Origin of the sequence: Spongiibacter nanhainus, assembly GCF_016132545.1 — a bacterium.
Taxonomy (GTDB): domain Bacteria; phylum Pseudomonadota; class Gammaproteobacteria; order Pseudomonadales; family Spongiibacteraceae; genus Spongiibacter; species Spongiibacter nanhainus.
Window position 1 is genome coordinate 2,635,871 of the sequence record NZ_CP066167.1, and the last position, 18,990, is coordinate 2,654,860.

At 57.0% G+C, this 18,990-nt stretch carries 20 protein-coding genes; 3 read left to right on the forward strand and 17 right to left on the reverse strand.

Features of this window, described 5'->3' with window-relative positions; translation table 11 throughout:
• Positions 1-34: 34 nt before the first annotated feature.
• From I6N98_RS12065 to I6N98_RS18635, 8 genes are all read right to left on the reverse strand, one after another.
• The gene (locus I6N98_RS12065) at positions 35-808 is read right to left on the reverse strand and encodes an enoyl-CoA hydratase/isomerase family protein (RefSeq protein ID WP_198568604.1); all 774 of its coding nucleotides are present in this window, start codon (positions 806-808) and stop codon (positions 35-37) included.
• Positions 809-856: 48 nt separating this feature from the next.
• Complete coding sequence (locus I6N98_RS12070) at positions 857-1,528, reverse strand: nitroreductase (protein WP_198568605.1); 672 nt, start codon at positions 1,526-1,528, stop codon at positions 857-859.
• A gap of 42 nt (positions 1,529-1,570) precedes the next feature.
• Positions 1,571-2,758 carry a CaiB/BaiF CoA transferase family protein gene (locus tag I6N98_RS12075; protein WP_273475432.1) on the reverse strand — a complete coding sequence of 396 codons (1,188 nt, stop codon included), beginning with the start codon at positions 2,756-2,758 and terminating at the stop codon, positions 1,571-1,573.
• Positions 2,759-2,760: 2 nt separating this feature from the next.
• On the reverse strand, positions 2,761-3,582 hold the full coding sequence (locus I6N98_RS12080) for a crotonase/enoyl-CoA hydratase family protein (protein WP_198568606.1): 822 nt from the start codon (positions 3,580-3,582) through the stop codon (positions 2,761-2,763).
• A gap of 33 nt (positions 3,583-3,615) precedes the next feature.
• The gene (locus I6N98_RS12085; protein ID WP_198568607.1) at positions 3,616-5,241 is read right to left on the reverse strand and encodes an acyl-CoA synthetase; all 1,626 of its coding nucleotides are present in this window, start codon (positions 5,239-5,241) and stop codon (positions 3,616-3,618) included.
• Positions 5,242-5,333: 92 nt separating this feature from the next.
• A complete protein-coding gene (locus I6N98_RS12090) occupies positions 5,334-6,497 on the reverse strand; it encodes a thiolase domain-containing protein (protein WP_198568608.1) in 1,164 nt (387 codons plus the stop codon).
• A complete protein-coding gene (locus tag I6N98_RS12095) occupies positions 6,497-7,555 on the reverse strand; it encodes a thiolase domain-containing protein (RefSeq protein WP_198568609.1) in 1,059 nt (352 codons plus the stop codon). Before I6N98_RS12095 ends, I6N98_RS12090 begins: the two co-directional genes overlap by 1 nt.
• Before the next feature lies 1 nt (position 7,556).
• Positions 7,557-8,534, reverse strand: a complete 978-nt coding sequence (locus I6N98_RS18635) for a Zn-ribbon domain-containing OB-fold protein (protein WP_232787329.1) — start codon at positions 8,532-8,534, stop codon at positions 7,557-7,559.
• 318 nt (positions 8,535-8,852) lie between these two features.
• Between I6N98_RS18635 and I6N98_RS12105 the strand changes: the two genes are divergently transcribed.
• Entirely contained in the window at positions 8,853-9,263 is a 411-nt protein-coding gene (locus tag I6N98_RS12105; protein WP_232787330.1) for a YbaN family protein, read from the forward strand.
• A gap of 92 nt (positions 9,264-9,355) precedes the next feature.
• Here the strand turns inward: I6N98_RS12105 and I6N98_RS12110 are convergent, their stop codons facing one another.
• Positions 9,356-10,348, reverse strand: coding sequence for a GlxA family transcriptional regulator (locus I6N98_RS12110; RefSeq protein WP_198568611.1), 993 nt, complete (start codon positions 10,346-10,348; stop codon positions 9,356-9,358).
• 191 nt (positions 10,349-10,539) lie between these two features.
• Between I6N98_RS12110 and I6N98_RS12115 the strand changes: the two genes are divergently transcribed.
• Both I6N98_RS12115 and I6N98_RS12120 read left to right on the forward strand, forming a co-directional pair.
• Positions 10,540-10,722 carry a hypothetical protein gene (locus I6N98_RS12115; protein ID WP_198568612.1) on the forward strand — a complete coding sequence of 61 codons (183 nt, stop codon included), beginning with the start codon at positions 10,540-10,542 and terminating at the stop codon, positions 10,720-10,722.
• The gene (locus I6N98_RS12120; protein WP_198568613.1) at positions 10,722-11,090 is read left to right on the forward strand and encodes a hypothetical protein; all 369 of its coding nucleotides are present in this window, start codon (positions 10,722-10,724) and stop codon (positions 11,088-11,090) included. Before I6N98_RS12115 ends, I6N98_RS12120 begins: the two co-directional genes overlap by 1 nt.
• On the opposite strand, the gene I6N98_RS12125 is transcribed toward I6N98_RS12120, so the two are convergent.
• The 8 genes from I6N98_RS12125 to pilW form a co-directional block, all read right to left on the reverse strand.
• Positions 11,087-11,485, reverse strand: coding sequence for a group III truncated hemoglobin (locus I6N98_RS12125; protein ID WP_198568614.1), 399 nt, complete (start codon positions 11,483-11,485; stop codon positions 11,087-11,089). The genes I6N98_RS12120 and I6N98_RS12125 overlap by 4 nt on opposite strands.
• Positions 11,486-11,507: 22 nt before the next feature.
• Positions 11,508-12,926 carry a ribosome biogenesis GTPase Der gene (gene der, locus I6N98_RS12130; RefSeq protein WP_198568615.1) on the reverse strand — a complete coding sequence of 473 codons (1,419 nt, stop codon included), beginning with the start codon at positions 12,924-12,926 and terminating at the stop codon, positions 11,508-11,510.
• 130 nt (positions 12,927-13,056) lie between these two features.
• Positions 13,057-14,205 (reverse strand): outer membrane protein assembly factor BamB, encoded by a 1,149-nt coding sequence (gene bamB / locus I6N98_RS12135; protein ID WP_198568616.1) that lies wholly within the window; start codon positions 14,203-14,205, stop codon positions 13,057-13,059.
• A 3-nt stretch (positions 14,206-14,208) separates the two neighbouring features.
• Positions 14,209-14,898: a YfgM family protein gene (locus I6N98_RS12140; protein WP_198568617.1), complete on the reverse strand. Its 690-nt coding sequence runs from the start codon at positions 14,896-14,898 to the stop codon at positions 14,209-14,211.
• 23 nt (positions 14,899-14,921) lie between these two features.
• A complete protein-coding gene (gene hisS, locus I6N98_RS12145) occupies positions 14,922-16,217 on the reverse strand; it encodes a histidine--tRNA ligase (RefSeq protein WP_198568618.1) in 1,296 nt (431 codons plus the stop codon).
• Between the two features lie 52 nt (positions 16,218-16,269).
• Complete coding sequence (gene ispG, locus I6N98_RS12150; RefSeq protein ID WP_198568619.1) at positions 16,270-17,382, reverse strand: flavodoxin-dependent (E)-4-hydroxy-3-methylbut-2-enyl-diphosphate synthase; 1,113 nt, start codon at positions 17,380-17,382, stop codon at positions 16,270-16,272.
• Positions 17,379-18,167, reverse strand: a complete 789-nt coding sequence (locus I6N98_RS12155) for a helix-turn-helix domain-containing protein (RefSeq protein WP_198568620.1) — start codon at positions 18,165-18,167, stop codon at positions 17,379-17,381. Before I6N98_RS12155 ends, ispG begins: the two co-directional genes overlap by 4 nt.
• 24 nt (positions 18,168-18,191) lie before the next feature.
• Positions 18,192-18,986 carry a type IV pilus biogenesis/stability protein PilW gene (pilW, locus tag I6N98_RS12160; protein ID WP_198568621.1) on the reverse strand — a complete coding sequence of 265 codons (795 nt, stop codon included), beginning with the start codon at positions 18,984-18,986 and terminating at the stop codon, positions 18,192-18,194.
• Positions 18,987-18,990 lie beyond the last annotated feature (4 nt).

The window sequence follows — 18,990 nt, forward strand, 5'->3', positions numbered from 1 at the left end:
AATAAAAATGAGCAAAGGCTTTTGGTGAGAGGGCTTAGCGCCGAAACTGCTTAAAGTCGGGCTCGCGCTTCTCCATAAACGCCACCACTGCCTCGATATTTTCCGGCTTGCCGGCCAGTTGCTCCATGCCCGCCGCCTCCATATCCATGACCTTATGTAGGGTCTCCCGGTGAACGTCCCGCATCAGCTTTTTGGTGGCCACCAGCGAGGTCACCGGCCACTGGGCTATTTCCCTGGCCTTGGACAGGGCTTTATCCAGAAGTTGATCATCGGCGACCCGCTCTGTGGCGATACCGTAGTCCACCGCGCTCTGGGCATCCAGCCACTGGGCGGTATACATCAATTCGGCAGCGCGACGGGCACCAATAATGGCTTGCAGCTGGTAACTACTGCCCCACTCTGGAACCAAGCCCAAATTGGCAAAGGGAAAACGCATGCGCAGGCTGTCGCCAACATAGACCACATCGGTATGCAGCAATAAGGTTGCTCCACCACCTATGGCAACCCCCTTGGCCGCACTGACCACCGGTTTATTAAAATCCACCAGCGCGCGGGCGCTGACATCAAAGGGATGCTCTTCCCCTTCCTTTACATCGGCAAACGAATTCAGATCGACACCGGCGGAAAAATCCTGACCGGCACCGGTAATGACAACACAGGCCACACTGGCATCGTCTTGCGCCGACTCCAGCGCTGACTTCAGAGCCAGCCACTGCGCATTGTTAAATGCGTTCTTTTTCTCCGGGCGGTTCAGTGTCACCAATAGCACTCCGTGCTCGTCCAGCTGTGTGAGTACTGTTTCAGTCATGGCGTGTATATCCCATTGTGATGAATGTCGCTGAACCGCCTTCAGCGCTTAACTGTGAAAGCTTACCGCCTCTGTTACCGCGGCCCGGTCTGTCCAGCATTTGTTGGCAGAGTTGTTGGTGTCTTCGTAGCCAAAGGAAATACCAAACAACAGTTTATTGTGCTCGCCGATGCCCAGTTCCCGGCGAACCAAATCAGCCATAAAGCTCAAGGCAGTCTGCGGACAAGAGGCCAAGCCATGTGCGGTCATGCTAAGCATCAGGTTCTGGGCGTACATACCCAGGTCCGCCGCTTCGCGAATACCAAAAGGCTCCGGCAGAAACAAAAATGCGACGTGGGGGGCATCAAAAAACTCGAAGTTTTTCATAAACTGCGCCTGGCGCAGCGCTTTGTCCTCACGGCCAATTCCCATGGCCCCATACAGTTCAGCGGCAGCGCCATGTTGCCGCTCTTTGTAAACACCCTCGTACTTACCGTCATAGGGGAAGTCCATGGTCCACTGACCCGCAGCGAAAGCCTCGGGGATAAGTTTGCGAAGCCGCTCTATCGCATTGCCACTGGCAACCGCCACCTCCCAGGGTTGGGTATTGCAGTTTGATGGCGCCCGCTGAGCGGTGGCAAACACCGAGTGCAGGGTGGACTCAGACACTGGCTCTGGCAGGAATGCCCGCACGCTGCGACGGTTATTGACGATATTTTTAAAGGTTTCTGTGGCTTCCATTCTGTGTTCCTAAGTGCGGTTTACAAGGTCAGCCACTGCCAATCAAGAGGGCTCTGGGTCAGTGGCTTTAACCGCCCCATTCTCGCACAACTCGGCAATACGATCTTCGCCCACACCCAGCTCCCCCAGTATGGCCCGAGTATCGGCACCCACCGCAACAGACTGGATACCAACCTGGCCCGGCGTTCTGGAAAAACGCGGCGCAACCGCCGCCTGTAAAACACCACCCTGGCGCACAAAGGTCTCTCGCGCCTGATTATGGGGATGGCGCTCGGCCTCTTCCAATCCGACCACTGGCGCCACGCAGGCATCGCTGCCCTCGAAGATAGCCAACCACTCATCCAGTGTTTTCTCACTGACGCGCTGGGCCACTTTGCGGGTTTGCTCTGGCCAGGCGGCCTTGTCCATTTGCACCGCGTAGTCGGTACCGCCGAGATCCAGATTCAGGCGCTCCAACCATTGCTGGTAGAACTGCGGCTCGATACCGCCAAAACTGATGTAACGTCCGTCGGCACATTCGTAGCAACGATAAAATGGCGCACCGCCATCGAGGATATTGCTCTGCCGTTCCCGCTCCCAAAAGCCCAGCCCCATCAAACCGTGGATGGTGCTCAGCAAAGAGGCGGTGCCGTCACTGATGGCAGCATCGATAACCTGCCCCTGCCCGGACTGGCTGCGCTCCACCAATGCAGCCAGCACACCACTGAGTAGAAACATCGCGCCGCCACCAAGATCGCCGACCACATTCAAGGGTGTGGGGGGAGAACGGTCGCTATCGCCAAAAGCCGACAGCATGCCGCTAATGGCGATGTAGTTAATATCGTGACCGGCGGTTTTGGCCAGTGGCCCGTCCTGCCCCCAGCCGGTCATCCGTCCGTAAATGAGTTTGGGATTGCGCTGCAGGCAGATATCGGGACCAAGGCCTAACTTTTCCATGACCCCGGGACGAAAGCCTTCGATCAATACGTCGGCGGTCTCCACCAGGGACAAGAGCAGCGACACCCCTTCCGGAGATTTAAGATTGAGGGCCAGGGAGCGACGCCCACGACCGGTTACATCAGCAGGGAGCCCCTCCATACCAGTGCCACCGGTGTGGCGATCTATGCGGATGACCTCCGCGCCCATATCCGCCAACAGCATACAGGCGTAGGGACCGGGGCCGATGCCGGCCATTTCCAATATGCGAATGCCTACCAGGGGCCCGGTTTTATTATTGTCTTGGGCGCTCACGTTTACTCGCCGGTGAACACTGCAGGGCGCTTCTCTTTGAAGGCTTTCATGCCCTCTTTGGCATCCTTTGAAGCAAACACCGGCCCGGCCAGCTCATCCGACTTCAGCATCGCCTCGTCTTCACTCATGTGCTCGGTATGCTCCCGCAATGAGCGGGTCACCGCCTTCACTGCCAAGGGGCCATTGGCGCAAATTTTCTCGGCCAGTTTCTTCGCTTCGTTAAGAGTTTCGCCCTTGGGAACTACCCGATTCACCAAGCCGATCTCCAGTGCGCGCTGGGCGGACAAGTGCTCACCAAGCAATAGTATTTCGGCGGCAATGCAGTAGGGAATCTGCTTGCGCAGGCGAATTGTAGAACCCGACATGGGATACAGGCCCCGCGCCACTTCGGTCACGCCAAAAATCGCGTCTTCGGCGGCAACACGGATGTCGGTGCCCTGCAGAATTTCAGTACCACCTGCCAAGGCGTAGCCTTCTACCGCCAGAATCAGCGGCTTACAGGGACGGTTGTCCCGCAGCAACGCCTGCCAATGGATGTTGGGGACCTTGCCCATCAGCTCCATAAATTCCTCGGTACTGCCATTGTCGCCATCAGGACCGGCTTTTAAGTCCATGCCGGCGCTGAAGGTGTCGCCATTGGCCGTGAGGATGGCGCAGTACAGAGAGTCATCTTCGTCCAGTAGTCGCCAGGCTTTGTACATGCCCAGCAGCATTTCAGAGTTGAAGGCATTTTTTGCCTCGGGACGATTAAGGGTCACGATCAGAACATTGCCCTCTTGCTGGACAATGCAGGTTTTGGTGCTGATCGGTAATTCTGTTGCCATCAGTCTTGTCTCCGTCTGATTGGGTCGGGCTGTCTAGCCCACTCGGCCTTCGCCGCTTTCGGCGTAGGCTTTGGCTGTTTTGTAATCCGGCTTACCACTGGGTGCACGGGGCACTTCACCGATCAGGTGAATTTCTCGCGGTACTTTGTAGCCGGCGATGTGATTGCGGCAGTGATCCTGAACGCTGTCCAGGGTTAAAGAGGCGCCATCCCGGGCCTGAATAATGGCACTGACGCGGCTACCCCAGCGCTCGTCGGGCACGCCCACTACCAAGGCATCGAAAATACCGTCGTGGGCCTTCAGCGCATCTTCCACTTCTTCGGGGAAGATTTTTTCGCCGCCACTGTTAATACAGTTGGAGCCGCGCCCGTAAACAGTGATGGTATTGTCCTCTTCCAACTTGGCGGCATCACCGGTCAACAGCCAGGTCTTGCCGTCCACCTCGACAAAGGTCTTGGCAGTTTTTTCTGGATCGTTGTAGTAGCCCTTGGGGATGTAACCTGAACGGGCAAAGATACCGGTTTCACCCAGTTCGGCGTGGCGGCGGGGCTGGCCCTCTTCGTCGATGATGACATCCATATAGTCATTGCGTTCGACGTTACCCAAACCGGTCTGATTGCGGCGGCTGCCGTTGTCCATGCCCATTTGGCCGCCTTCCGACGAACCAAAGCTATTAGTGATAAAAGCGTTGGGGAAATGCTTGATAAAAGCCGCTTGCTTGGCATCGGAGAAGATCGCCCCCCCGGAGCCGATATTAAACACTGAGGACAAATCCCAACGATCGGGGTTGGCATCCAGCGCATCCAACAGCGGAATGGCCATCGCGTCGCCGACGATTTGCACGGCGTTAACCTTTTCATCGGCCACAATCTGCCACACTTGCTCACCCTTGAGGGAGCGGTTGTGGTTGAGTACCAGCTTATTGCCGGCCAACAACTGGATACAAGCAAACCACCAGGATGCGCCGTGCATCAGCGGTGCCAATGCGATGCCGCACATCGGGTGTTCGGTGACCCGATCGACAATATCTTCCGGCTTTTCACAGGCGCCATTCGGGGAGAAATGACCGCCGCCACCCATTGCCGCAAAGAATACGTTTTTGTGAGGCCACATTACGCCCTTGGGCATGCCGGTGGTACCGCCGGTGTAGAGAATGAAATAGTCGTCTTCCGAACGCTCTTCAAAATCCCGCTCGTTGCTCTGATCCTGCTGGGCGGCCTGATAATCCACTGCACTGATTTTGCTGAGATCTTCGCCGCTATCGTCATCAACGGAGATAAAGGTATTGAGTTGGGGCGCAGCACTGCGCACTTCGTCGATGTGGGGAATAAATTCCCGGTGGTGGACACAGGCCACCATATCGGCATTGTTAAAGATATAGAGCAGTTCGTCTTTAACATAGCGATAGTTCACATTGATGGGTACAGCGCGGATTTTAAAGCACGCCAGCATGGCTTCCATGTACTCCATGCAGTTGTACATGTACAAACCGACGTGATCCCCGGATTTAACCCCCTGCTGTTTCAGGTAGTGGGCAATCCGGTTAGCTCCCTGATCGAGATCCCGGTAACGGCTGCGGGACGAACCACATACGATCGCCTCACGCTCTGGTACGGCATCGGCTACCGCTTCGAAAAGATCCGCCAAATTGAAGTGCATAGTCATCCCCTGCGACATTATGTGGTTTATCAGAGTTATCACGGTAATGTAGCGGTGATGGCCACTGACGACCATCACCCCAAAAGACGAAACTAGCCTTTTTCGCTACTGACTACCCACATGGCAAAGAATTGTGCACCACCACCATACGCGTGGCCCATGGCAGTCTTGGCACCGTCCACCTGATGAGCACCGGCCTGACCGCGCACCTGTTGCGCTACCTCGGCAAAACGGATCATACCTGAGGCACCGATGGGGTTGGAGGACAGTACCCCACCGGAGCAGTTCCAGGGGATATCGCCACCTTCATCCATTGAGGTCGCGCCACTCATGGTCAGTTCCCAGCCTTTGTTCTTCTCAGCAAAGCCCAGGTTCTCCAGCCACATCGGCTCGTACCAGGAGAAGGGAACATAGACTTCGGCCATATCCAGGTCCTTGCGGGGATCTTTAATGCCGGCCTGTGCATAGACGTCTTTGGCGCAATCCCGACCGGCGACCGGGTCAACCTGCTCCCGACCCGCGTACATCGTCGGCTCAGAGCGCATGGCACAGCCGCGAATCCAGGCCGGTTTACCGGGAGATTGCTTGGCCAGGTCTTCGTTGGCGATCACCATGGCGCAGGCACCGTCCGATGACGGACAGGCCTCGAGGAAGCGCAGCGGCTCCCACAGCATCGGGCTGTCTTCCACCTCTTTCATGGTAATTTCCGGCAACTGCAAGTGTGCCAGCGGGTTTTTTGCGCCGTGCAGACGATCTTTCACCGCCACCTTGATACCGGCGTCGTAGGGCGCGCCGCTGCGACGCACATACTCGCGGATAATGGGTGCAAAATAGCCACCGGCACCGGCGTTCAAGTGAGGCGAGAAAGGCTGCGGGTTGGACAGTGCCCACATCGCGTTGGACTCTGACTGCTTCTCAAAGGAGACCGTCAAAATCCGTTTAAACACGCCGCTCTGCACATAGCTGGCGGCGACAATGGCGGTTGAGCCGCCCACCGAGCCGGCGGTGTGAACCCGCAACATCGGCTTGCCATTACAGCCCAGCGCATCGGTAAGATACAGCTCAGGCATGATGACGCCTTCAAACATATCCGGCGCTTTGCCGAGAATCACCGCATCGATATCATTCCAGGTCAGCTCGGCGTTATCCAATGCATTCTGAGCGGCTTCACGCACCAGACCGGCAATGGAGACATCCTTGCGTTTGGTTTTGTATTGGGTCTGACCGACGCCCACTACTGCTGCCAATTGTGCCATTACTGTGCCTCCAGAACGGTTACCAGATTTTGTTGCAAGCAGGGACCGGATGTCGCATGGGCAACACCTCGCTTCCCTTCACCAGCGATCAAGCGCATTGCCACCTCGCCGATCCGGGACAGACCGGACGCCATCATCAAGTTGCCGGCCAACACCCCGCCCGACGGGTTGATAGTGGTGTCATCACCCAGTTTCAGAGCTTGTTTGAGAATAATTTCCTGATGGCTAAAAGGTGCGTAGAGTTCCGCGATATCCACCGCGCCATTAGCGACGCCAGCGGCCTCGGCAGCCTGCTCAGTTGATACCGAGCGAGTCAAATCCCGAGAACCGATGTGGTGAGTTTCAATGCGGTGGTCGATACCTTTAATGACCGCGTAGGGCTTACCCCATTCTTTGGCTTTTTCAACGGTGCAGATCACCATGGCGCAGGCACCATCAGAGATGGGGCAGCAATCGTGGCGACGCAGCGGAGATTCATACTGGGGCTCTGCTAACAGCTGATCTACCGAGAATTCACCACTGAGCTGGGCGTGGGGATTACTCAGGGCATTGCGACGAGAGCGAGCCACTACTTCTGCCATATCAGCTTCACTGATCAAGCCCTGCTCCAGCATCACCCGGGCCTGCATGGCGGCAAAAGCAATGGTGTCCACCCACAGCGGCGCAAGATAATAAGGGTCGAGCTGCTGAGACAGTACGATAGGCAGTTCACCGGGAGACGACTTACCGAAGCCGTACAACAGTGCCGACTCCGCCTCGCCAGCCTGAATCTTCAGCCAGGATTCGTACAGAGCCCAAGCGGCATCCATCTCAACGTGGGATTCTTTAATGGGCGGCACTGCACCCAAGGCATCCACACCGGCAACAAAGGCGAACGCGGCCCCCTGCTGGTAATCACAACTCCCCGAGCAGGTGAAATCAACATCCTGGGCACTTTCTATTCCGGCCTGCTTATAGACCTCGCCGAGCACCGGCATAATGAGTTCGACCTCATTGCGTGCACCGGCATCGCGAACGCAATGGGACTGAGCAAAAGCTACTATTGCGACGTCACGCATCTTATTTCCCCTCAATATCCAGTTTGCCAATTTTTTCTACCGGGACATCCGCTTCATCAATTGGCTTGAAGTACTGGATGTTTTCCATGGCGTGTATCCATTCCGACTCAGGCTTCCATACCGCCTCGACCCGCATACCGATACGCACGTCCTCGTTTTTGCACTCGCTGAGCAGGTGCAGGAAACTCAGATTGGCGCCATCGAGAATCAGGTTGGCAATAACGTAGGGCGGCTTTATCGGATTGTTAGGAATGGGAATATGAACAATAGTGAAGGATTCCACAGTGGCCTTATGGCTCAGTTCAACCTCTTCCTCGGTGGGCACACCGCAGGCCGCGCAAGAACCCCGTGGCGGGATATAGACCTGGCTACAAGAGGGACAACGCTGTCCTACCAGGCGACCTTTTTTCAGTTCCGTCAGATAGCGCGCGGTGGCATGACCCGCTGTAAAGTTGTAGGTCATGTAACTGGGAGCATCGATTCCAGTGACTGGCTCTTCCTGCTCGTTGTCTTTGTAGTCGATGTTCAGCTCAACATCTTCTGGAACAAAGCCATTGATATCGTGGATGGTACCGGTGGTCTCGGCTGCCCAGCGCACTTTGACCCGCATACCGGTCGACATTGCGGACTCCTCGCCAGCATCCACCCAGTGCAGCATCGGTGTATCGGTACCGTCCAATTGGATCAGTGCCCAGGCGAAGGGGGAATCACTGGGGTGAGATTTGCGGGGCTGGCTCACCCAGCTCCAGGTCTTGACCACGCCGCTATCAGCGACATCGACAAATTCGCTGAGGGCTTCGGCACTGACCGGATCGTACTCAACCGGCGGCATCAACACCCGGCCATCACTGGCCTTGATGCCCTGCATTTTGCGTTGGCGCAATCCGGTAAAGAATTGCCCCACCACCGGGCCGGTGGTTCGGGTATAGGTATAACCCAAGGTAAAAGCTTGACTGAGAACTTCGGCCGAAGCGGACATGGACTGTCTCCCCTTGTTGTTGTGGCGCGACGTTTTGGCGAAAGATGGCACAACTGCCCTTCCACCCCGCGAGCAAACGCTTGCAAGGAGTATCTTCAGGGGGGGAAAATCCAACAATGTCGGCGAAGATCAATGCCGCTGACAAATTCGATCAGCGAACAGATTGGGATTGTGACTGCCCAAGGGCCAGGGGTGAACAATACCACCCTGTATAAGGGAATACGCCGACTGCCGGCGGAGAGGCGCTTTTGATAATGTTTACGGTACCTAAGACCTATCGCCCAGGGCCCCAAAGCAATGGAACTCACAGCGGTTAGAATGAAGACCCCGTACGAGCACAGCAACCCTGTTATACGCTACAGTCTGTTCGCAGCGGGCTGGGTATTTTTTGTGCTGGCCATTATTGGCGCCATATTGCCGGTCATGCCCACCTCAGTATTTCTTATCCTCAGTGCCGCCTGCTTTTTGCGCTCATCCCCCCGCTTTTATCGCTGGTTGACCGAGCATCGACTATTTGGGCAACCGCTGAGGGATTATCTGAATGGTCACGGGATTTCGGCACGCAGCAAAGTCCTGATCCTGGCGTCGCTGTGGGTGGCCATTCTGATCAGCGTATTTGTGTTTTTGGGTAAACACTGGGGCTCGGGGGTAATGCTCTCCATCGCCGCCCTGGTCAGTGTCTATATACTCTGGCAACCCACTCCCCCGCGTTCCGATGAGCGCCCGTAGGGCGGACACCGCTCTTGTGTCCGCCGCGTCCATCCTAGCGCCGGCACCACAACCGAGATCAAACCCGGTGGACATAAAAAGCGATGTCCCCCCTACGCGGCGAAGCGTCGCCGATATTCCCTTGGCGAAACCTGACAATAACGCTTAAACAACCGCCTGAACGCGCTCTCATCGCTGTAGCCGCAGCGGGTTACAATATCGCCGAAGCGCATCTGGGTGGTCTCCAACAGAATCTTACTTTTCTCGATGCGCAGTTTTTGGGTAAAACTCTGGGGCGACTCCCCCAGCGCCTTTTGAAATCGGCGAATCAATGTCCGCGGGCTGACATGCAGCTCGGACGCCAATTCCTCAATGCGAAAGTCCCGCCCCAGGTTGCGGCGAATCCACCGCTCAGCCCGCTCCACCAGGTCGTCACTGGCCTGGTGCTGTCCCAATATGGCGTAGGGAGCCTGGGAGCGACGCTGATTGTCCAACATCATATACTTTGACAGCAGCCGCGCCAGATGCGCCCCGCCGTGCTGTTCGATCACCGCCAGGGTGACGTCAAAGCACGAGGTAGTGGCCGAACCAGTCATCATATTGCCAGAGAGAACGCAGACCGCCTCGCGCTCCACATCCACCTTTGGGTGACGGGACGCCATCAGGTCGTGCAGCCACCAGGCCGTGGTGGCGCGATGCCCCGATAGCACCCCTGCCTCGGCCAGCAGCATACTGCCACTGCAGTTGGTCACAATTAGTCGCTGCTGTGCCGCAATAGAACGAATAAAAGCCATAGCCTCCTGCCACTGTGGCAGGTGATGCTCTAGTTCACTCTGATCAGCAATCATATAGGCTGGCAGGATCAAAATGTCATCCGCATGCAGGTCAGACCAGCGCCCCTGGGCAGAGAGACTTATGCCATCCTCACAGCGCACCGGCTGACCGTGCTGAGACAGTACCCGCAAATCAAATAAGGGCTGTGCATTCTCTCCCTGGCCCGCCACCCGACCGGCAATACGATTGGCCACGTTAAATAAATCCCGGCTGGCGAGCACATTGCTGGCCATGATGTCGTCCATACCTAGATAGCTGATAGTTTGGCTCATTGTCCGTCTACCCCGCTGGCAACCCGACATATTTTGTCTTTTATAACATATAAAATGCTATAAAAGACAAAATAAAACTGACGCCGCAATATGTCTTAAATAGCACTATAAATGTCATATACGACACTGCAAGTATTCAGGCTACCTCCCTACACTGTCAGGGTGTGTCAAATAAGGGAGGCGAAAACGCCATGGACCGTCAACGACGTCAGCTAAATCGCGGAATTTTCTCCTTATTTTTGATAGCTGGTTTGCCGCTGGCCAGCACAGCTTGCTCGCAGTTTGAAGCCAAGCCCTTTAAAACCGGCTCAGTGGTGTCGCCACCCCTGGGCTGCACTGAGCTATTGGCCAGGGATAGCCGGGGGGATTGCTAATGTACCCGATCAAGGAACAACTCAAAGCAGTGCACGGCACGGTGCGCCGCCGTTTTGTACAAACCGACGACCGGGGCGAACGCTGGGATATGCCACCACCGGGCTACGACGGCGAACAGGTACTGCGGGACGACTGTGACGGCTTTTGCCTGGCCTGTCGGACCCTGTTGCGTCAGCGGGGCATTCCAAGTCGCTTGGTCTATTGCGAGATCAATGGCGGCGGGCATCTGGTGGTGGAGGTAGAGGGCTGGATTCTAGACTTGCGCCAAGTCTCGGTAGTACCAAACTCCTTCCTGACGGACTACCACTGGCGGCGCATTTCCGGTTACCAACCGGGCGATCCCTGGCGGGAAATTGTCGGCTTCTAGGGCCCGTTTAGGGCGCGGTGCATATTGTCGGCAATTGTGGCGGCAATCCGCTTGGCGCGCTCGGCGTAGGGGCCAGCAAATTTCTCGTCCATGGTTTGGGTAAAGTAACTCAACCACAAGTCAAAGTCGGCACGGGTCAGGGGCCGTTTGTGATACAGTGCCCGATGAATATTCATGGTGTGGCGATGGTAGTCCTGGCCACCCATCAGCAGTTTTTCCCAGTAGGCCTGGATGCGGGGAAAGTGCTCGTGAATATCGATGGCGGCGACATCCAGAAAGATCGGCGCCAGAGTCTCATCCTTCAGTAGACGCTCGTAGAAGGCCTCCACAAAATGGCCAATACGCTCCGGACTATCGAGATCGGGCTTGTCTGGGTTGTGCTGATCAGCGTACATAAAAACCGGCCGTGAACGACGCTTACTTCCCTTTTTTGCGTTTCTTGTCCTGCTTTTTGACAAACTTCACCAGCCGGCGCTTGCGGTCTACCTGGCGCTTGGTCAATTTGTTTTTCTTGCCTTCATAGGGGTTGTCGGCGGTTTTGTACTCGATGCGCACCGGCGTGCCCACCATTTTTAACTCCCGACGGAAGATCTTTTCCAGGTAGCGGGTATAGCTGGCTGGCACCTTGTCGGTCTGGTTGCCGTGAATCACGATAATGGGTGGGTTTTGGCCGCCCGGGTGGGCATAGCGCAGTTTGATACGCCGGCCATTGATCATCGGCGGCGCGTGGTCGTACACCGCCCCTTCCAGAATCGTGGTGAGGTGGCGGGTTTGCAGTGACTGGGTGGCCGATGCGTAGGCCTTTTCGATGGACTCGTAGAGGTGCCCGACCCCAGTGCCGTGCAATGCCGATATAAAGTGCACCTCGGCAAAATCAATAAACCGCAGCCTGCGGTCCAGCTCGGTTTTAATGCGGTTTTTCTGGTCGCTGCTGAGGCCATCCCATTTATTGAGAGCCACCACCACCGCCCGTCCGGAATCGATCACCTGGCCCAGCAAGTGCAAATCCTGTTCAACAATGTTTTCCCTGGCGTCCATCACCAGCACGACAACATTGGCATCGTCCACCGCTTTCAGGGTTTTAACGATGGAGAACTTTTCCACCGTCTCGCGAATGCTGCGGCGCTTTCGCACCCCGGCCGTATCGATAAGGGTATAGGGCTCGCCGTCCCGTTCGTAGTTGATATAGATACTGTCTCGGGTGGTACCAGGCTGGTCGTAGACCACCACCCGTTCCTCCCCCAACATACGGTTGACCAGGGTGGACTTGCCCACATTGGGACGCCCGACAATAGCAATCTTTTTACCGTGGGCCTGGTCCTGCCCCTCGCCGGCCGCATCTGCATCCGGAAATAGATCCAGCACGTCTCCCACCAGCTGCCGCACGCCCTTGCCGTGGGTCGCAGTTAGCGGATAGATCTGCTTGGCGCCGGTTTGGTAAAACTCCGCCATGGCGATATTGGGGTCGGTGCCATCAATTTTGTTGGCCACGTAAAACACCGGCTTGGAGCAACCCCGCAGATGGTCGATCAGGCCGTGATCCGCCGCCATCAGCCCCGCCTTGGCGTCCAGCAGCAATACCACCGCGTCCGCCTCATCGATGGCCAGCAGCGACTGTTGCGCCATCGCCTCGTCGATGCCCTCTTCATCGCCGGTGATACCGCCGGTGTCGATCAACATAAAGCGCCGACCTTCCAGCACCGCATCGCCGTACTGGCGGTCCCGGGTCAGACCGGGAAAGTTGGCCACCAGGGCATCGCGACTGCGGGTGAGTCGATTGAACAGGGTCGATTTGCCCACATTGGGGCGTCCAACCAAAGCGATTACAGGGATCATGTCGTTTACTTCTCGCGGGCGTTGCCGGCTGATTTGTCTATTATACCGACAACATAGCGGCAGCGCAGAGACGTTATGGAGAATGGTATGGGCGGCGCGATTCTGCGCCGCCAAATGATGTCACGATGAACTAGCGGTCTTGTATCTTGTACGCCACTAGCTCGCCATCGTTACTGTAAACGTAGAGCAGTTTTCCAGATACCGCCATGGGCGCGCGCAGACCGTCGCTATCCACCCGGGTACGGGCCTGCAGGCTGCCGTCTACCTGGGACAACAAATGGAGGTAACCCTCCAGGTCTCCCACCGCAATGCCGCCGCCAATCGCCGCCGGCTCAGTGAGCTCACGGCGGGCCAGCACTGTTTGCGTCCAGCTGGCACCCTGACCACTGGCATCAATGGCACTCACGCCACCCTCGGCGTCCACCACGTAGATATAGCCCAGTGCACTGGCTGCCCCCACGTAGCTGGAGGTATCCTTGGCCCAAAGCATGCGGCCAGTGGCTACATCCACCGCCGCCACTTGGCCCTGGTAGCCGGTAGCCACCACTACAGCGCCGCCTTCCAAGCTCAGTAAACGGCCATCTACGTCCACCAGACGCTCGATTTCGGTACTGCCCTGGGGCACGGCAATACGCTGCTCCCAGCGCACACTGCCGGACTCGATATCCATGCCGATCAGGCGGCCATTGGCGAGGCCGAACATCACCGTATCGCGAACGATCAGCGGCGTCGACGTGCCGCGCAAGGTCAGCCGAGGCACCTGCGCCGTGTAGGTCCACAGATGCTTGCCGGTGTCGGCCTCAAAGCCACTGAGCTGGCCGCTGTAGGTTTGCACCACGGCAATACGCCCGTTGCTTTGCGGCGCACCCAAAACTTCACCCTTTACGGTAACGCGCCAGGCAATATCGCCATTGCTGCGATTTAAGGCCACTAACTCACCGTCGGCGGTACCGATAAACAACCGCTGGTCATCAAGCCCGACGCCACCAGATATGGCGAGGTCGTAGGACTCTTTCCAACGGCGCTTACCGGTTTTCTTATCCAGCAGCGCCACCTTGCCGTCGGCAGAGGCAATGGCGATATCCTCGCCATCCACAGCCGGTGCTATGCGCTGATAGGCGCCGCCCTGGCCATCTCCCAGCGAATAGTCCCACACTTCCTTAAACCGCTTGCTGGCATCAAAGTCGGTCAATTCCGCGGGTTCCCGGGCATCGGGTGTCGACGAACAGGCCGCGGTGGCGGCAATGGCGAGAACAGCACACAGACGAGATAAACGCATTATTTAGGCCCCCTGCTGGTCGGCGTCGGGACTGCCCGAACGCTGAGTGCGCAGGTCGTTAATTTTCATTTCCAGCACCGGGTTGTCGGTGGGTATTTCCGATTCCGCCGACAGGCGCCGCGCTTCGGTATAGGCTTCCAGCGCCCCGGCACTGTCGCCCTGGGCGAGCTTGATATCACCGCGAATTTCCGCCGCCTGAGGGGCGTAGCCACCTTCTTCAAGCCCCTGCAAGTGAGTCAGAGCCTGGTCGTATTGTTGCTGGGCCACACTCAGCTGCGCCAGACGAACTTTCACTTGCTGGGCCACCGCTTGATTGGGCGCATCGTCCAGGACACTTTGCAGCAGGGTTTCCGCCTCACCAAAATTGCCATCCTGAGCCGCATACTTGGCCTTCATCAGGGTCGCAAAGTGAGCGTAGCTGTGACCGGCAAAATCGTCCCGCAGGGTGTCAGCCAGCTCCAAGGCAGCGAGTTTTCGGGTGCCGTCGCGCTGGTAGGCCGCATCCGCCTCCAGCAGTTGCTGAAATACTGCTGAGGCCTCGGCGGCGCGATTTTGTTGATGATCCTGCCAGCCCCGCCAACCAAACACAGCGCCCAGGGCAAGTACAACCCCCACTGCGGTACTGATACCGTTTTCCCGCCACCACCGTTTGATGGCATCCAACTGTTCTTCTTCGGTACGAAACGTATTCACTGATGTCCTCTTCAGCCTGTTGTTCAGCTGTTGTTTTCACTGACTTGTAAGGCAGCCGCCAGTGTATCTGTCAGCCCTGCCAAGGCCACGCTTTGTTGTTCAGCGCCAGCCTCGCGGAGGGGTTTTAGAGCAACTTCACCCCGGCTGAGTTCATCCTCGCCTATCACCACGGCATAGCGAGCACCGCTGCGATCAGCCTTTTTAAACTGACTTTTGAAACTGCCGCCGCCACAATTCAGCACTACCCGAAGCGCGGGCAGCGCCTCTCTTAGCTGCTCGGCCACCGTCAAGCCAGCCACTTCGGCCTCTTCACCGGTGGCGACAATATACACGTCGGCGGTGGCCGAATCGACCGGCGCGGCCTCCAGGGTCTCCAGCAGCAAACACAGACGCTCGACACCCATGGCAAAACCTACCGCTGGCGTTGCCTTGCCACCCAGTTGCTCCACCAGGCCGTCGTAGCGTCCACCGGCACACACCGTACCCTGGGCACCCAGAGCCTGGGTGGTCCATTCAAACACTGTCAAACCGTAGTAATCCAGGCCGCGAACCAGGCGCGGATTGAGCTTATATTCCACACCCGCCGCATCGAGCCGGCGCTGTAGACCCTCAAAATGGCTCCGCGAGGTCTCGTCCAGGTAGTCCTGCAATACCGGTGCCTCTGTCAGCAGTGCCTGGGTCTCGGGCACCTTACTGTCGAGAATCCGCAGCGGGTTAGTGTGCAGGCGGCGCTTACTGTCGGCATCCAGCTGGTCTTCAAATTGACGGAGGTAGTCGATCAGCGCCTGGCGGTAGTTGGCTCGGGATTCACTGTTGCCAATGCTGTTCAGCTCCAGGGTCAGGTGCTGGGCAATGCCCAGCTCTTTCCAGATTCGGGCGGTCAGCAGTATTAATTCGGCATCGACATCCGGCCCAACCATGCCAAAGGTTTCGACACCGATCTGGTGAAACTGGCGCAGCCGCCCTTTTTGCGGCCGCTCGTGACGAAACATGGGGCCGGCGTACCACAGGCGTTGTACCTGATTGTGCAGCAAGCCGTTTTGCTCACAGGCGCGAACACAGCTGGCAGTGCCCTCCGGGCGCAGAGTCAGGCTGTCACCATTGCGATCGTCAAAGGTGTACATTTCCTTTTCGACGATATCAGTCACCTCACCGATGGAACGCTTAAACAATTCAGTGTGTTCCAAAATCGGAAAGCGGATTTCCTGATAGCCGTAACGCCGCAGCAAACCGGCTACGGTGTTTTCAAGGTACTGCCACAACGGTGAGTCCGCGGGCAGTAAATCATTCATCCCGCGGATGGATTGTATTCTTGCCAAGAGTCTGTCCTGTGAATAGTCTGTTGCCGGCGCAGGCAAAGCATTACCGCGCCTAACTTCTGGCGATCAGATTCTGATCCTGTTGTTCTTTTTCCGCCACTCGCTGGCGAATCAGCTGTTCGAGGTGGTCCACCAGCTCGGCATTCTGGACTTTGTGATCCTTTTGACCGTCCACATAGACCAGGTTGTTGGGGGTGCCGCCAGTGATGCCCACTTCAACTTCCTTGGCCTCACCGGGGCCGTTGACGAAGCAACCAATCACCGCCACATCCAAAGGTGTATTGACGTCCTCCAGCCGGGACTCGAGCTCATTCATTGTGCCGATAACATCAAAGTTCTGCCGCGAACAGCTTGGGCAGGCGATAAAGTTAATGCCCTTGCTGCGCAGCTTGAGGCTTTTCAGGATTTCGTAGCCTACTTTAATTTCTTCGACCGGGTCAGCGGCCAAAGAAATACGAATCGTATCGCCAATGCCGTCCATCAACAGCATGCCCAGGCCCACTGAGGACTTAACGGTACCGCCCCGCAAACCACCGGCCTCGGTAATCCCGAGGTGCAGTGGCTGCTCGATCTGCTCGGCGATTTGCCGATAGGCCGCCACCGCCATAAAGACATCGGAAGCCTTCACGCTGAGCTTGAAGTCGGGAAAGTTGAGACGATCGAGAATATCGACATGGCGCATCGCCGACTCTACCAGCGCCTCCGGGGTCGGCTCCCCGTATTTGCGCTGCAGGTCTTTCTCCAGCGAGCCGGCATTCACACCGATACGAATGGGGATGCCGTGGTGTTTGGCGGCGTCGATCACTGCTCTCACCCGATCTTCGCGGCCGATATTGCCGGGGTTGATACGCAGGCAATCCACGCCGTACTCCGCCACTTTGAGGGCGATCTTGTAGTCAAAGTGGATATCCGCCACCAGCGGTACATCCACCTGCCGGCGGATCTCCCGGAAAGCTTCTGCCGCCTCCATGCTGGGCACGGACACCCGCACGATATCTGCACAGGCTTCTTCCAAGCGTTTGATCTGCGCCACCGTGGCGGCGACATCACAGGTGTCGGTGTTGGTCATACTTTGCACCGATATTGGTGCACCACCACCCACCGGCACATTGCCAACATGGATCTGACGGGACTGGCGCCGAGTGATCGGCGAAGCCATTTTCATAATTCACCTATCCGAACGCGCAGCGCGTTACTGGGTAATGGACTGGGCAACTCGACTGCCTGTCCGTTGTATTGAGTTTTCAGAGCCGGCCAATAGGCCGCTGCCAGTTCAATGGGGCCCTGGGTATCGAAATGCCGCACCGTACCACCGGCCTGGGTGCCACTAAACAGTACCTCACCACGCACATTGCGTAACTCAAACCACACGTCGTCTTCAGCCCGCAGGCGCAAACGCACATCGTGGCTATCTGCCTGCCCTGGATGCTGGGCGCTGATGATTCCGCCGTCGCCGTCATCCCGCCCCCGCAACAGAGACTCACCCAAGGCAGTCGAACTGCGGAGGGAACGGGGTGCGTTGTAGCGTTGCTCGAGAATATGAACGGCCAGTTCTTTTTGCACTGGCCCGCTAAGCAATACATAGCAAATCGACCAGATAAACGCTGCCATGATCAAGGCGACGATGACCCGGGCATTACCCGGCGCCTTGGCACGCCCCTGGGGCTTGCTGCGTTGGAACTGCTCGTCGTCGCGCCGGCAGATGCGGTCGCAATCTTTCAGCAGCGGGTCCACATCCAAGCCCATATAGCGAGCGTAACTCTTAATATATCCCCGGGCGAACAATGGCGAATTGAAACGGCTGTAGTCGTTTTGCTCCAGCGCTTCAACGTAAGTGCGCAGCAGGTTCAGTGCCTCGGCGGTTTCCGTAATCGATTTACCCGCGCTTTCCCTCGCCTCGCGAAGGACCGATCCCGGCGGGCCTGCCACTGACGATTTAGACTGTGTCATCGGCTTGTCCTAAGACTAGTCGCACTATTGACTCCGGTTTTCCTGCAGCGCTTTGAGCTTGAGGAACTCTTCAGACTTGGGATAGAGATTCTTCAAGGCCAGGGCGTAGCTGGCAAAGGCATCCTCATCATCAAAGGCATCGGCTAGGCGAATTCCCAACCACAGACCAGCAGCTGACTGACGTTGCACTTTATCTCGGTACGCGTCGTAGTAGCGCTGTGCCTCGGCAATGCGCTCCAGGCGGTATACCGCCTCGGCCATGGACAGTAGGGCCGAGCCATTATTGTTGTCCATCAGCAGAGAGCGACGAAAGGCGTTTTCGGCCTTTTCCAACTTGTCGAGCTGCAAATAACAGCGGCCCAAACTGATGAATGCCTCGGCGCGGCGCTCGTACAGCAGGTCTTCAACCACAACCTCTAACTGCTCCGCCGCCTCGGCGTAGCGCTGTTGAGCAAACAGAAAACCCGCGTAGTTGTTGCGGATACGGACCCGGTCCGGCACCTGTTTGATAGCCCGCTTGTAGTAACTCTCAGCCGTTTCCAACTCACCGGTATTCTGAAAGACCAGCGCCAGGGCTTCAAGGGTGTCGGGGTTGTTGTCATCGACGGATTCAGCAAATTGCAGGTGGCGTTTGGCCTGATCCCAATTGCTCTGGGCAATATAGTTGCGCGCCAGTTGCAAGGAAGTCTCAAAGGCTTTTTTCTGATCCGTTTTATCAGTGTAACCACCACGCTTGGTGGTGACACAACCGGACACCAGCAGGGCAATGCACAACACCCATACCGCAGATAGACGGAACCGAACCAAGTGCGCGGCCATCGGC

Bases quoted from the DNA above. Each gene is read 5' to 3' on its own strand.
- I6N98_RS12065 (WP_198568604.1), bottom strand. From the start codon at position 808: ATGACTGAAACAGTACTCACACAGCTGGACGAGCACGGAGTGCTATTG.
- I6N98_RS12070 (WP_198568605.1), bottom strand. From the start codon at position 1,528: ATGGAAGCCACAGAAACCTTTAAAAATATCGTCAATAACCGTCGCAGC.
- I6N98_RS12080 (WP_198568606.1), bottom strand. From the start codon at position 3,582: ATGGCAACAGAATTACCGATCAGCACCAAAACCTGCATTGTCCAGCAA.
- I6N98_RS12085 (WP_198568607.1), bottom strand. From the start codon at position 5,241: ATGCACTTCAATTTGGCGGATCTTTTCGAAGCGGTAGCCGATGCCGTA.
- I6N98_RS12090 (WP_198568608.1), bottom strand. From the start codon at position 6,497: ATGGCACAATTGGCAGCAGTAGTGGGCGTCGGTCAGACCCAATACAAA.
- I6N98_RS12095 (WP_198568609.1), bottom strand. From the start codon at position 7,555: ATGCGTGACGTCGCAATAGTAGCTTTTGCTCAGTCCCATTGCGTTCGC.
- I6N98_RS18635 (WP_232787329.1), bottom strand. From the start codon at position 8,534: ATGTCCGCTTCGGCCGAAGTTCTCAGTCAAGCTTTTACCTTGGGTTAT.
- I6N98_RS12105 (WP_232787330.1), top strand. From the start codon at position 8,853: ATGAAGACCCCGTACGAGCACAGCAACCCTGTTATACGCTACAGTCTG.
- I6N98_RS12110 (WP_198568611.1), bottom strand. From the start codon at position 10,348: ATGAGCCAAACTATCAGCTATCTAGGTATGGACGACATCATGGCCAGC.
- I6N98_RS12115 (WP_198568612.1), top strand. From the start codon at position 10,540: ATGGACCGTCAACGACGTCAGCTAAATCGCGGAATTTTCTCCTTATTT.
- I6N98_RS12120 (WP_198568613.1), top strand. From the start codon at position 10,722: ATGTACCCGATCAAGGAACAACTCAAAGCAGTGCACGGCACGGTGCGC.
- I6N98_RS12125 (WP_198568614.1), bottom strand. From the start codon at position 11,485: ATGTACGCTGATCAGCACAACCCAGACAAGCCCGATCTCGATAGTCCG.
- der (WP_198568615.1), bottom strand. From the start codon at position 12,926: ATGATCCCTGTAATCGCTTTGGTTGGACGCCCCAATGTGGGCAAATCG.
- bamB (WP_198568616.1), bottom strand. From the start codon at position 14,205: ATGCGTTTATCTCGTCTGTGTGCTGTTCTCGCCATTGCCGCCACCGCG.
- ispG (WP_198568619.1), bottom strand. From the start codon at position 17,382: ATGAAAATGGCTTCGCCGATCACTCGGCGCCAGTCCCGTCAGATCCAT.
- I6N98_RS12155 (WP_198568620.1), bottom strand. From the start codon at position 18,167: ATGACACAGTCTAAATCGTCAGTGGCAGGCCCGCCGGGATCGGTCCTT.
- pilW (WP_198568621.1), bottom strand. From the start codon at position 18,986: ATGGCCGCGCACTTGGTTCGGTTCCGTCTATCTGCGGTATGGGTGTTG.